This is a genomic window from Marinobacter sp. Hex_13 (assembly GCF_001566815.1).
Classification (GTDB): domain Bacteria; phylum Pseudomonadota; class Gammaproteobacteria; order Pseudomonadales; family Oleiphilaceae; genus Marinobacter; species Marinobacter salarius.
This window is the reverse complement of the sequence record NZ_LSMM01000005.1, coordinates 1-13,771: the sequence shown is the minus strand read 5'-3', so window position 1 is coordinate 13,771 and position 13,771 is coordinate 1. Positions and strand designations below refer to the sequence as shown.

At 51.1% G+C, this 13,771-nt stretch carries 11 protein-coding genes and 1 pseudogene; 11 read left to right on the top strand and 1 reads right to left on the bottom strand.

The window, feature by feature from the left end; genetic code table 11:
- Positions 1-502: 502 nt before the first annotated feature.
- The 3 genes from AXW11_RS02880 to AXW11_RS02870 all read left to right on the top strand — a co-directional run bounded on the left by AXW11_RS02880 (position 503) and on the right by AXW11_RS02870 (position 3,153).
- Positions 503-1,468, top strand: coding sequence for an integrase domain-containing protein (locus tag AXW11_RS02880; protein ID WP_188619138.1), 966 nt, complete (start codon positions 503-505; stop codon positions 1,466-1,468).
- A 1,172-nt stretch (positions 1,469-2,640) separates the two neighbouring features.
- Positions 2,641-2,907: a hypothetical protein gene (locus AXW11_RS02875; protein WP_286791789.1), complete on the top strand. Its 267-nt coding sequence runs from the start codon at positions 2,641-2,643 to the stop codon at positions 2,905-2,907.
- A gap of 54 nt (positions 2,908-2,961) precedes the next feature.
- On the top strand, positions 2,962-3,153 hold the full coding sequence (locus AXW11_RS02870) for a DUF7706 family protein (RefSeq protein ID WP_286791787.1): 192 nt from the start codon (positions 2,962-2,964) through the stop codon (positions 3,151-3,153).
- 213 nt (positions 3,154-3,366) lie between these two features.
- Here AXW11_RS02870 and AXW11_RS02865 read toward each other — a convergent pair whose 3' ends face one another.
- A complete protein-coding gene (locus AXW11_RS02865) occupies positions 3,367-4,230 on the bottom strand; it encodes a hypothetical protein (protein ID WP_286791785.1) in 864 nt (287 codons plus the stop codon).
- Between the two features lie 213 nt (positions 4,231-4,443).
- Here AXW11_RS02865 and AXW11_RS02860 point away from each other — a divergent pair, with 213 nt between their 5' ends.
- From AXW11_RS02860 to AXW11_RS02825, 8 genes and pseudogenes are all read left to right on the top strand, one after another.
- Entirely contained in the window at positions 4,444-7,857 is a 3,414-nt protein-coding gene (locus tag AXW11_RS02860; protein ID WP_286791784.1) for a conjugal transfer protein TraG N-terminal domain-containing protein, read from the top strand.
- A gap of 11 nt (positions 7,858-7,868) precedes the next feature.
- Complete coding sequence (locus AXW11_RS02855) at positions 7,869-8,156, top strand: hypothetical protein (RefSeq protein WP_286791783.1); 288 nt, start codon at positions 7,869-7,871, stop codon at positions 8,154-8,156.
- 508 nt (positions 8,157-8,664) lie between these two features.
- Positions 8,665-8,838: a hypothetical protein gene (locus AXW11_RS02850; RefSeq protein ID WP_286791781.1), complete on the top strand. Its 174-nt coding sequence runs from the start codon at positions 8,665-8,667 to the stop codon at positions 8,836-8,838.
- A 2-nt stretch (positions 8,839-8,840) separates the two neighbouring features.
- Positions 8,841-9,464, top strand: a complete 624-nt coding sequence (locus AXW11_RS02845; protein WP_286791780.1) for a hypothetical protein — start codon at positions 8,841-8,843, stop codon at positions 9,462-9,464.
- Complete coding sequence (locus AXW11_RS02840; RefSeq protein WP_286791778.1) at positions 9,461-10,048, top strand: FlhC family transcriptional regulator; 588 nt, start codon at positions 9,461-9,463, stop codon at positions 10,046-10,048. The genes AXW11_RS02845 and AXW11_RS02840 overlap by 4 nt, the downstream gene beginning before the upstream one ends.
- Positions 10,049-10,197: 149 nt before the next feature.
- A complete protein-coding gene (gene traN / locus AXW11_RS02835; RefSeq protein WP_286791777.1) occupies positions 10,198-13,029 on the top strand; it encodes a conjugal transfer mating pair stabilization protein TraN in 2,832 nt (943 codons plus the stop codon).
- A 114-nt stretch (positions 13,030-13,143) separates the two neighbouring features.
- Positions 13,144-13,365 carry a helix-turn-helix transcriptional regulator gene (locus tag AXW11_RS02830; RefSeq protein WP_286791776.1) on the top strand — a complete coding sequence of 74 codons (222 nt, stop codon included), beginning with the start codon at positions 13,144-13,146 and terminating at the stop codon, positions 13,363-13,365.
- A pseudogene (locus AXW11_RS02825) lies at positions 13,365-13,771 on the top strand (replication protein RepA); the annotation flags it as partial. The gene AXW11_RS02830 and the pseudogene AXW11_RS02825, both read left to right, overlap by 1 nt.

Genomic DNA, 13,771 nt, shown 5'->3' with positions numbered 1-13,771 from the left:
GCGTACCTGGCACTCGATCATGAGCAGCCAAATTCCAGAGAACCACCTCTGCCTCAACCATGTGAGCCTGGCGTATGCCGAGCTTGCACCATGCCCCTCCCCGTCTCTGTCGCCAACGGCGAAAACAGAGACGGGGTAGCAAACCCCGCCGAAAGCCTTGTGCCTCAATGGCTCAAGGCTTTCGCCCCGCGCACGAATGTGCGCGAACACAGCCGCGCAAGGCGGCGAGCGCTACGCGCTAACTTTCCAAGAAAAGCGACATCACCAGCCGGAGCTGCTGGCAGTTTGTTCCAACGGAACAGACCAGCCAGTGGCGAGAGCAGCCCGCTCCATAGCAGTGTTGATCGTATGTAAATGACCGTGGGTGCTCGGTTTATCCACCCTTTGCCAGGGCAAGAACCCTGATTTGGCCTCAGCACGCGAAGCTGATTAAAAAAATCGCGTTTATCACTTACCAATGATTTTCGGGCAGGCCAGAACCAGAACAAGAAGGAATAGCACTATGCGCTCAGAACGATCCAATCCGGATGCCAGAAACTATGGCCTTAAGAGCCGTGATATGACGCGGGCGGGCCTCAACGCGCTCAAAGAGGGGATGAGAAGCTTTGCTTCAATTGCAACGATCCATGACCGTTGGAGCGTTTTTTCATCCTGGATCAAGACAGAACAGGGCATAAAGGACATGCGGGACATCGAGAAGGCCCATCTGGTGGCCTATGCGGCCCATCTGAACGATAGGTTTGAGCGTGGCGAAATTTCTCCTGCTACGGCCCAGAATTACCTGTCGGCAGTAAACCGGGTGATGGAGATTGCTCGTGGCGACCGACAAGTCAGAGTAGCGCCTGTCGCGGAGGGCGGGCTTCCCAAGCGTTCAGGGATCGCATCGAGCGACCGGAGCGTTTCGGAAGCGGCCCACCAGGCAGCTATAGGGGCTGTCTCAGAACGGCTGGGAGCGCTGCTGGAGGTGCAGCGCAACTTTGGCCTGCGATTCGAGGAGTCGGCCAAGCTTGATGCGACTCGGGCGCTGAAACAGGCAGAGAAAGAAGGGGTTGTTGCCATCAAGGACGGAACCAAAGGTGGTCGCCAGCGTATGGTGCCGATTACCTCTAATGCTCAGATAACCGCTCTTCAGAGAGCTGCGGCCATCCAGGATGGCCGCAGTATGATCCCAGGCAACCAGACATATAGAGAATTTCGACAAGAGGCATATCGGGAGATTGGTCGTCAGCCGGTGAACTTCCATGGTGAGCGCCACCACTATGCTCAGGAGCGCTACAGGGTCCTCATGGGGGCCGATAGCCCTATCCGCGCTGGTGTGGCCCACGGTCGGGCTCATCATGAATACCTGTCCAAGGAACTGGGGATCTCGGTCGCCCAGGCCAAGACACTGGATCAGGAGATTCGTGCTGAGATAGCGCGGGAGCTGGGACACGGTCGTATTGACGTTACAAACTCATACTTGGGGTAAATGATGGAAAAATGGGTAAGAGAGCGAGCGCACGTTTATGTCCGGCACGGCGGCAAAACGGCTCGGCGAGCAATGGTGAAGAGGCTCATAGCGGCCTTGGCAGATATTTCGTCACATGAGCAGGGGGTTTCGCGGCCTGACCAGGTAGGAAGAGCACACATCCACCGTTATTACACTCGACACGATAACCTGAGTAGCACGACACTCAGGGATCATTTCTATGCCTTCAGACTTCTATGGGAGCTATTAGGCAGACCAGGCGAACCTCCCAGGCCCAAGTAGACAAAAAAACCTCTTTGCGCCCAAAAAGGGAAAAAGTAGCTGCGTGCTTCACGGCCATAGTCCGATAACCTATCTCCAATTTCCGGAACCGCCGGAAATAGAGAGGTAGCTGGCCTCCTCAAACAAACAGCAAGTTTAACCATCCTCCCAGAGCAGGGGTATCCCTGTACTGGGATACCCCTCAAAACTATTTGAGGTGCAAGATGAAAAAACTCGAAGTCAACGGCTTGGTGCTTCCTTTGAACGATTCACATGTGTATCAACGCAGAGGGATTGTCATGACTCACTGTGAGTCAAAAGGAAATCTCCACTTCACTGTCCTTCGGTGTCTTGATGGCCGATTTACGAAAACCTATTTCGGTTTGGCTCGATGCGACAACGAGGATGACTTCATCGAGATAATGAAGTCGGGCGACAAGTTTGAGCCAGTTTCTGATTGGTTCTCGCGTTCCCGATAAATCATTTAAACCCGTAACCGGGGCTTCCCGGTAACGGGTGAGCCCCTTTCAATCAACTATTGTTTGGAGCTCTATATGTATTTTTCCACATTCGTTTTGGTCATGATTGTAACGGTTGGCGTTATCGCGTTTGGCGCTTCAGTGGTAGCCCGTGCTCTCAACGTCATCGTTCGATCAATGTTCAAAGCGCGGCCCGTACGGGTCGTCAGTCAAAACGCGTCGCCATTATCCGGGGACGTTATTGAACCGGAGCGATCAGAGCAGAATCCTCCTGTCGGATTCATTACTGGCCGCATCATTGATGGTGAGGTCATTCGACCTGCGCTCCACTGCAACAAATCACTTGCCGGTCCTCGGTAAGTATTAAACCACCCAGCCGGGTACTAAGCCCGGTAGGGCGAAGTCCCGGCTTTTTATTTTTGGAGAATAGACATGCTGGGACAAATTCAAAATCAACCAGAGAATCACCAGTTCGATGTGTGCGGACGTGTGTACTACACCGACGTCTGTTACGACAACGGAAAAGGTGAGCTGGTCGCTGAGACGGTTAACGCAACGTCGCATGACGACGCCGAATCAGTGTTCCGGTCTAATCTGATGGAACACGCCCGTAAATTCGATCTCGTTGTGGAACGGATTGAGATTACCTTTACGCTCGATCTTGCCTACGCGAAGTCGCACTACGGCGCGGTGAATTAATGAAGCCCCTGGGGACGCCCTTGGGGGCTTCCCTCCTTCCCATAGGAGGTCCTTATGGATAACACAGTATCCGTCCTTACTGAGCTTTCCGATGCGCAGGCTTTGGCTTTAGCACAGCTTGTAAAGAGAATTGGTTGGCAAGAATTAAGGAGTAATGCTGTTAACGATGATGAGGCGTATCTGATGAAGGATGCGTTAGCATCTCTGCAAAGGGGTCTGGCCGATTGCGGGTATGCTCCTCGATAGTGAAAGGGGCCAGATCACTGGCCCCTTTTTGATTTCCTGACCAGCCGAGAGTTACTTCTTTTCTTGGTGGCTACCGTACCCGTTGTGTCATCTATTGACTGGAGGATCTTCTCTGCCTTTCTCTTCGCGGCAGAAACTATCTTTGGATCCTCGCTCTGAATAATCTCTTTGAGATTTCTTGCCATAGCCCTCCCTCCAATCACTCGTTTTCGATCAGCTCTTTTCGATACTCTCCACCGGTTCCACAAAGTACAAGGGTTTCCCCTTGTTTACGACCATGGGAGGAGTTTCATCGGTTTGAGGGGCAAACATATAGGCCCAATCGGGCAGATTCGCGCTGATCGCGCCGATGATGGATACACTGTCCAGGGTCACCCCTTCCGGGACATTCAGTTTTACAGATGAGGCTTTCACACCTTCAGTTGTGAACGACCAGGCCTGACCACCTCCCAGGAACGCAGGTTCAAATCCTTGACTTGGCTCTATGATCTGAGAAGAGAGATAGCATGTCTTTGAGTAGTGATCGACAGAATCTGGCAAGGGGCATCCCTGATTTGCGTCAATAATAGTTATCTGACTGAACAGAAAAGCGCTTCCGCCCCCAAACACTGCTTTTTGGTCGTAGTTCTCTAGCGTGGCTTCATATGTATAGCCAAGGCTACCGAGGGCCTTTTTCATTGCGGAGGTAGTCACTTCTGACATCTTCGCACGGGCCTGAACGGCATCTGTGGCCATGCTGGAAGGCATCCAGCCGAACAAAGAGTCTTTCGCAAAGTTCGACGTTGGCTCCAGGGCTGCAAACAAGAGGCTGGCTCCCAGTGCTTCTCCCCCGCTCCAATTTGCTCCTCGATCCCACATGAGGATATCGGCATTGGAAGCGACCTTGTAAAGCTCGTTCTCTGAAAGGTGTTTTCTCTCTGTATCCCGCGCTTCAGTGATACCCCCGGCCTGAGCGAGGTTGTACGCACGGGATTTCTCCGGTTGATAGGTTGCGGGGTCGGATGACCCGGTGGTTGCACAACCTGCCAGTGATAGAACTACAGCAGCAGAAGCTGCAATCGCGATGTATCGTTTCATGGGTTTATCCTCCGTTATCTTTAAAAAGTGTCTCACGACTTTAAGAAAACGCAACCCAAAAACTTTGGTTAATCCATAAAAAACAATGGTTTGTACTGACGGTACAAACTTACCCTAAATTTGGCTTTGCGCCCAAAATGGGCAAGAACACGTACGTGGTCTAGTGATAGGAGTATTTAGTATGAGGGGGAGTTTTTAACAGGAGATTTCCCAATGTGGACCATACACTCTGTCGGTGATTCGGCATTCTTGGAGCAGGTCTTGATAGCTGTTTCCATGATCACCGGAACTGGCGATTTCACACAGATGGCATCGGTAGGGCTGCTTATCGGTGTCTTAATAGTTTTCTTCCAATCGATTATGAATGGAGCCAAGGAAATACAGATTGGCACTATTTTGGTGGCATGGATTTTCTATGCTATGGCATTTGGACCATCCACGACGGTCCTTATTGAAGATGCGTACTCTGGCGAAGTTCGGGTCGTTGATAATGTCCCAGTGGGGCCAGCAGCGGTTGGTTCGGTTGTCTCAAATGTCGGATACTCAGTTACAAGCCTGTTTGAGCAGGGGTATTCATTTATTTCACCGGGATCGACACAGAATCGATTTGCCGACTCCCTTCACCTGATAAATCAGCTTCAAGATGCTGCCGTTAACCCGGTTGTATTTAAAGCAATGGATAACGCTGTTGGTGGAGAGGGTGTCAACGTCGAGCTTTCAATTCACAACTACATACGAGAATGCACGCTAACAAAAATTGATTTGCATCAAGCGTCAATTCAAGACTTATTTACCGCCCCTGCAATGCAGGCACTTCGTTTTGAATCAGACTTATATGGAACTCGGCTTTATCTTGGTGGCTCTCCCCAGGATTACACTTGTTCTGAAGGGTTTGTCGCGCTTAGCAACGCACTGAATGAAGTTAAAGGCAACTATTTGGTTCATGAAGCCATCGAGCGAGGAATGAGAGACGCTAGTGGCGATGTCGCTGGAGTCGGTGTGTCAAATCGCCTTTATGATGCATTAGCGAGTCTTGGTATGACGGGATCTAATGCTCAGGACTACATACTAACAACCGTGCTTAAACCGATATATGAAGATGCTGCCCAGGGAAAGTATCAGGATATGCGGGATTACTCGTCGGCAATTATGCTGAACCAAGCTATCCAGCAAAGGAATACTCAATGGGCTGCTGAACAATCAATGTTTATGACTATCGTTCGCCCGATGATGACGTTTTTCGAGGGTTTCGTTTATGCCGTAACACCTCTGGCTGCATTCTTTATGTTGATGGGCCGGTTCGGTATCGGCTTGGTCGGAAAGTATTTGGTGACACTCGCATGGATTCAGCTCTGGATGCCGGTGTTGTCAATCATTAACCTCTATATTCATATGTCCGCTACAGGTGCGTTGAGTGCCCTGGAGAACGATCCGTTTTCTACTTTCCACGGGATAAGCGAGGCATACCAAATAACATCTAATTGGCTTGCAACGGGAGGCATGTTGGCTGCGGCCACTCCAGTGATTACTCTGTTTGTTGTAACCGGCTCCACGTACGCAATGACTTCCCTCGCAGGCCGTTTGAATGGCGGTGATCATATCAACGAGAAAATCTCTACTCCCGACGCCATTAAGCCCTCAGCGGCGTTGGACATGATGCCGAAATCTCAATTTGATGACTTCCGAGGGCTTCAACTTACCGGTTCTGAGAGCATGGTGGATAAGGTGAACGTCGGTAGCATGCTCAGTAGTGCGGTTAGTTCCTCCCAGGCATCGTCTGCCCAAGCAACACAGTCGTTTGCATCCCAGCTTTCTAATTCTGTTTTCTCCGGGGCCTCTGCTGAACAGAGCTATGCCCGTTTACAAGGGCTTGGGCAATCCCTTCGTGCATCTGACTCTTCACATGCACAGGCGATTTACGGCCAAGCTCAGGATTACGCTCGACAATATGGTTTGAATGAGAGCCATACAGATGCCATTGCTGGGGCGATTGGTATGCAAGCCAGTGCGAATGTTGATGCCGGGCAGGTTGCGGGAGCCCTGTTGGCTGGCCCTGCTGGAATGGCAATAGCGAAGGCAGCACCAGTCGATGTCAAAGGAGGAATTTCTGGTTCGGCAACTTCTACCTCCACCGATCAACGTCAGCAGCTTACAGGCGATATGGACCGGCTTGCCAAGAATGTTGGTTTCACTGACAGCGATTCAGCAGCTTTGACTAGGGATATAGCTCGTCAGGTCAATACGCAGAGTGGTCAGCGCTTTACGAACTCTCTTGGAGAGGAGCAGCGTGAGCAGTTTTCTGAATCTGCGACCCAAGCCTTAACAGCACAAAATACTTATCAGCGTCTCGCCAGCGCTCAATCGAGCATTGGAACGACGAGTGCAATGGATATGAGGGCCCTGGCGGAGACAGTAACCAGCAGTCCTGAAGCTCATTCACAGCTAAGAGATGGGATGCGGATGGCTTCACCCGAAACACGCCAACTTGCGGCTGAGAAATCCCAGTTTTATGAAGCGTTGGGAATGGATTCAGCAAGAGCAACCGCAGGCGGTCAGCTCTATGCGCTTCTTAATTCTGGTAAAGCATCGGAACAGGCTATTGCTGCCGAAACCATCGCAAGTGCTACGGGCAGCGCGACAACCGTGAAAGATTCCAATGCACAGCAAGATCTTTTGGAAAGCTCTCCAGCGATAACGCATGGTATAGGTGCGCGAGAGCTTCAAGAACCTCAGAGCATGTCGAAAGAACAAAGAAATCAGGCCAGGGCAGGTGTGCCTGGGGAGAGCGCAGTGCTTCAGCGTCATAACCAAAACCTAAGCCACGTAGAAGCGGCAGACTCTGAAAACAGAGACGACTACCGGGGAGAGCGGCTCGGTGCTCTGAGAAGTCAAATTATGGCGTCTGAAGTCGAGCCATCTAGCTCGGCGAGTATCTTCTCTACTACCGAGGGTATTGGCCGATTCTTCGACCAAGTAGTTGGTGGGGTTAGTGCTGGAGCAGGCGGTTTCTCGGATGATTTTGCAGGTTCGATGGAGCACCTCGCGGCCATGACTCCCCAAGAGCGCGACCAGTTTATCGCTGATTCAAACCGTGGCGATCAGTACATCCAGGATGAGTACGGCGTAGCGGGTCATATCGCGACTGGAGCCGCAGACCTGGGGCGTTCGATTATCGGTGCCGGGGTCAGCGGATACACAGCGGCCAAAGAGTGGATTACTGGAGAAAGTGATTTGTCGGAAGCCGCTAAAGACATGTCCATTAGGGAACGTGGGATGTTCTTTGCGGCAGCGTTTGCCAGTGCATCAGAGGAAGGTGCGGAGCACGCACAGCGTTTTGTTGAGCAATATGGTGACGAGTTCCGTGAGATGGCAGCCCAAACGGCTGTTAATGAGCATGGCCTTCAGTCTGAAGCCGGTGCGCAACTGTTTGCGTCGTCGCTACTGGGAGCAAGTGACGGGCGTGAAGCTGAATACAGGCAGCAACTTCAAAGTGAGTTCGGCGGTGACGCCGATCTGGCAAACAAAGCAGCAGATATTATTGAGGCTTCTGCGGGTGCCGGGCGTGAGCAGGCGGGGGGTTATCTGATGCCAGTAAGCCGCTATATGGCTGTACAGAATGGAGAGTAAAGGAGCGTTTCATGAAAAGAGAAGCTGTGACAGTGATTGATAAGATTATTGGACACGCGGAAGCGGGCGAATTCATGGCACCCTGCGGAGAGAAGATGAGGATGCGAATATACGCTCATAGAGAAAATATGCGCTCGATCATTCTTACTAATGCTCTGCTTGAAAAGCTGGCGAAAAAAGCGGGTGTAAGGGAGTTTGAAATGAAGATTGCAGCTCTAAGCGTTCGGTTACCAGACGGGCGGAGATATGACACTAGGCGATTAGCGGGAAAAGGGATTGAAATTTTGTTAACTCGATAATTACCTTAGAGAGCTGGATTCTTCCAGCTCTCTTCTATTGGCCGATCCAAGGTTGACCGTCCCATTTTTCAAATTGCGATCCTGAACCATCTGGCGATGTGAACGGAATCCTGTCTATTTGGCTGTCATCCCAAACTGACGAACGATCCTGCTGTGATGAATGTACGTTGCAACCTGATTGTGCGTTCCTTCTGCTAACAGTAAAGCTCAAAATTAACGCGAGCGGAATGAGCGATAATATCAAGCCGCCGATGCCAGCAAGATTGTAACTAACGAACAAAGTTGAAAGGACGAAGATTAATAGTTTCATAGCCTACTTTCCGATTAAAAATTACCCTAATTTAAATCCTACCCCTGTTTTCAATAAATGCAAGTCGCTCAATATTCTGTTCATAGAACCATAAAATGATACTGTAAAAAAACACAGTAAAAGCCCTTGCATATCCGGGATCTCGTGGTATTTATATTGATATGTTTTGCAATGCTTTGCTTTGATCGAGGAGTAGTTATGTTTGCTGAAAAATGTCTTTGGTTTGTGTCCGCAGGGTTCATCTATTTTTGTATTGGACAGTTGCTGACTTCAGGTGATTTGGCCTATTTTGCGCTGTCTGCTGCCGGTGGGGTTGCACTTACTCTGTATCTGCCAACGTCTTACAAGAAGCGATTCACAGAGGAGGCGTAACAATGTCACCTTTACTTTCAATGTCCGATCTGGATAACCAGGCTGCTCAGATTAATGAGCAGCGCCCAGACCAAAATGTGTTTGAGTTGGATCTCACTCTTTGGAACCTGCTGGCAACTCTCTGCCGCCATGCTCCGAGCGTGGCCAGAGAGCAGTTTTCACTACCACACAGTACGGTTGTGGCCTTAGCTGTCACGCCATCTCACGAATTGTCCAAGTTGAGTTCAGGCGTAGTTTTGAGCTTTCAGTTACACACACCGGAACCGGACGTATGTGATTTCTTGGCCGCTGAATACGAGCGTGCTATTCCACCCGGCTTCGCAGGAATGGAGGGTGTGGAGCGAGAGTTTGATGTGACGTACTGGCTGACGCTCAGAAACGTGGCGCGCCGTGACGCTCCAATGGCTGCAACCGCATTTGGTGTCAGCCTGTCACTGGCTAAGGCTGTGGCCGAGGCAACTGACAATCAGATCCGTCAACTGGTAACAGAAATTTGTACAGCCTGCACGCTCAGGTTTGAGCCGGAGATTGTCGAAGGTCTGTTACCTACAGCAGACCTTCGTAAGCGTAGACAGGCGTTCTTCATGAAGTATCAGCAGTGCCTGTCGGTAGGAGACAACGTATGAATACCCGTAACAACCCGTTGCACCTGTGGGTTCAAGCACGTGAGATGGCCTTAATGGGATATGTAACCCGCATAATTATTCTTGAGACTGGGTTGACCGATAAACAGGTGCGGAGGATTTACCGAGACCTGGAAGATGATGGGATGGACGTCAGCAAAAACAGAACTTCCAACGCTATCAAAAGCGGCGCTTCTTTGATAACGAATCAGCTTTCCAAGCTCCATGCTTCACTCATGATGGGGCTCTATCGCCGGATAGGTGGAAGGCCCGTCGAATCCTCGACCTGCATTTTGGCGTTGGATAGAGCATACCGGATGTATCGTGCGGTAATCAGTGAGATTGCCCCTGTCAGCTCGCCTATGGACAAGGAAGCATTTCAGATGTTCACAATTTCGGATGCCTGGTGTTTAGCGTCGGAGATGCGCTCTGGGGAAGCGATGTTTGAGTATTGCGGCGACTGCGGGAGTGACTTTTTCACCTCCGTGAATCAGGCAACGGGAATACACTGCCCGCACTGTTTTCAGCCTCAGAACGCGAAAGGTGGGGCGATGCCAGCGGTTGAAGTCTTCGCTGAGCCAGCTTGAGCTAACTTTCGCCATCTTTGAAAAACTTTCACATGTGAAAGAAAATTTGAGCAATTTAACGCTATGCGCCCGAAACGGTAAATTACACACCCGCTGGTAGCGCCAGATGCTCGATATGATCTCACGAAAAGCTTTTCGGAGAGGTCATTATGCGAAGTTCACCAGGCTTGATGAGAGTCATTGCCTACATTCTAACTGTCACCACGACTCTGATGCCGCTTCACGGCGTGGCTCAAGAATCACCCGAAGTCGATACCCAGGACTTTTTAAGCCAGCTCGGTCGCGAAGGCCAGAATCTGGGTATGGAGCTTGGTAACGAAGCCAAAAACACTCCAGCCAAGGTCCAGAACGGGCAAATCACCATCCCCACCATGGACGAAAACGGTAACCTGCAATACCAAGGGGGAACTCAGTTCAGCGTTCAAAGCCTGTACCCAGGCAGCAACCCTTCCAATGCCTCGGTGCAGAACGAATATTTCTCTGATGGCGTAGCCCCTGACCTCGACCAGCTCCAGGGGATCTATGACTCGGAAGAGGGGATGGGCGAAACCGGTAGCGAGGCAAAGGACTCCCTCTGGGAAGATGTCTACAGCGACACCCCCTCTATCTCAGGTGCGGCGTATAAAGTTCTGGTGGACTCCTCAAATCAAAGTCGCCCGGATTTCAGTTCCGACCCGATGTTGGGGCTCACCAACGCCACATACGAAAACATTGATGTGATCGCTGAGGGCTTTGGTGACTGTTCCGCCGAAACAACCTTCGATGAAATCACCATGTCGGTACATAACCCGGAGTACGAAACCTGCGACCGTGTGACCGACAAAAGCGCCACCTGCGAGGTCATTCATGACTATGAAGCGGCAGTGGTCAAGCACCATGACGGTCCATACAACATTTCACCATGCGATGGTGCTGGCGGTGGGTGTTCTGACGTGTGGATTGGTAAGGTGGGAGACAACTACTGGAGTGGTAGCTGCTCGATTTACGAAGAATTCACGGAAATCAAAGTCGTCAATCCTGCTGCCATTACTCAGGCTACGTTGATACGTGCCAAGTGGGATGACTACATGCAGATATGGATTGGTGAGCCTGGCGAAGAAGTAAAGGTATGGTCTGGTCCCAATAACAATTTTCCTCCCGAGACAGCCGGTAAGTGTGAGCTGAGTACAAGCTGGGACCAAAATCCTAACCTCGACCTGACCAGTTACTTCCGAAACGCGCCGGAAGACTCGGTGATTCGCTTCAAAATTCGCGTATCCGTCTCGGGCGAGGGTGAAGGCTTCGGGAAGATCCGCATCAAGTACGATCCCTCCAAAGCCATCATCAAAGATGAGTGGTCACCGGATAGCTGCATCGAATCCGCTACTGGCGTGGTGGATGGTTTTGCAGAAGGGAGCCTGACCTGCGTGGACGACCCGCGTGACGCGGAAGGCTGCACCTACACCAATGGCATTAAAATCTGTGAAGACAGCCTGAAGCCTTCTCCCATTCCAGGTATCCCCAACCTTTGCAAGAAAGTCGCCGTAGATGCGGACTTCGATTTCTACAAAGGGGATATGGAGTGCTACACCGATGTCAACGGTGAGGAGCAGTGCCCGGTCAACGAAGGCGGGAATCTAAATACGTGCCAGCAGTACGAAGAAAACCCGCAGTGCGGCTTTATCAGCTCGGAGTGTGTTGATGGGGCTCAGGGTAACTCCGGTGTGTGCTACGTCAAAGAGGAGACGTGGGACTGCGGGAGCAGTGTGGACATCGACACCGTTGAGAAAAACACTGAATACCAGTGCGGTGGAGCTATCCGCTGCATGGGCGACGACTGCCTAGACCCGACACAATCCAACGACCAGACCGCGAACTTCGCGAAAGCCTCAGCGTTGCTGAACGCTGCTCAGTTTATGACTCAAGACATGAGCTGCACCGGCCAAGATGACGATGGCAATGCGACTGGGGATGAGAACGTGACCTGCACGGCGTTCGGTGGTGAGGCGGGGGAATGCAAGATTGCCGTCGGCGGAGTTTCAGACTGCTGTGAGAAACCCTCCAACGTTAGCATGGCTGATTACCTGATGATGATTCGCCAGGTTCCGAAGCTTGATGGTGCAGTCTTGGCGCTTGAGGACACCAACATCATCAAAAGCTCTTACCAAACCCTTCGTGAGCCAGTCATGAATGCTTGGACGGAGGTGTCTCAGCCGTTCACAAATTACATGGATAACATCTCCGGTGCCGTTGAGGAGATATGGTCGCCCATCGAGGAGCTGAAGAACCAACTCATAGAAAAGCTGAAAGAGCAGGCTAAGGGTATGTTGCAGGACGTGATGGGCAACTTGGCCCAGGATGGCGCGACCGAGGCGGCAGCCACTGCTACGGCAGATAGAGCGGCTGAGGAGGCAATGACTGAAATGGCGAACCAAGCCGCTTCCATGCTGGGTGCGGCGATGACGGTCTACACGGTGTATGTGGTCGCTGTGGCCGTAATTCAAATGGTCTATGCCTGCGAACAGGAAGAGCTGGAAATGAACACCAAACGGGCGACGGATAGCTGCACTTACGTCGGCTCATACTGTAAGGAAGAGGTTCTCGGGGCCTGCATCGAGAAGCGTAAAGCGTATTGCTGCTTCAACTCACCACTGTCTCGAATCATCCAGGAACAGGTGCGGCCTCAGTTTGGTCAGGACTTCGGAACCCCTAAGAATCCGAGTTGTGGAGGCATTCCCTTTGAGCAGATCGCTCAAATCAACTGGGATGAGGTTAATCTCGATGAGTGGCTTGCCATTCTCCAGCAGAACGGTCAGTTTCCCAATGGATCCAATATATCTATGGACGCCCTCACAGGCTCTGGCAGTGTCTTCAATATCGACGGGGACCGGTTGCCTGCTGAGCAGCGTGCAATGGACCGCGTTGATGACATAGACGTGGATGCAAAGCGTCGGGAGGCAATGGACAAAATAGAAGTGAATCCGGGCGGGCCAGGAACCTAACGATAAAAATACTGAAAAACTGCCTTATGCGCCCAAAATGGTAAAAAGCGCGTTCTTCGGTTAAAGGTAGTTAAACCGAAAATAGCTCCTAGAGAAATCAAAGGAGCTATTTTTATGAAATCCCAAAAGAAAGATCGAGAGCATGACGTTGAGTCGGACGTGCTTTTAACGGTACGTGATGTCCAACGACTTCTACGCATTTCCAATCCGACGCTGAGCCGCATTCGGGCAGATAAGAATGCTGATTTTCCAAAACCCATTGCTGTAACTACAAAAGCGGTACGCTGGAAGCGCGCTGACGTAGAGGATTGGCTTGAGCGTCGGAAGGTGGATTGATGGGAGGCAAGCCCTTTACTGCCTACCATCAAAGTCTTATTGAGCAGGCAGAAAATCAAGAGCTGAACCCTGAAACATGGTTCATGCCGCAGTTGTTTTGTCAGCTTAGTCCATTGCCGGCGGCCAATACTGATAAAAACCTGTTTCAGCGCACCAATGGCAATGTCAAAGTGTCGGTATTGTCCAGCGAGCGTGTTCCCGCAGGGGGACTGGTAAGGCTTTTATTGGCATGGTTAACCACACAAGCCAAGCGACAGAAAAGCCCTGAGCTTGCTATTGATACAAGCCAAAGCCAATTCCTGAAAAGCCTTGGGCTAAGTAATAGTGGCCGATATGCAGCACTACTACTCGAACAGGTCAATCGTTTGGCTCGCTCTACCTTTCAGATAGAGAGAGTGGTAGGAAA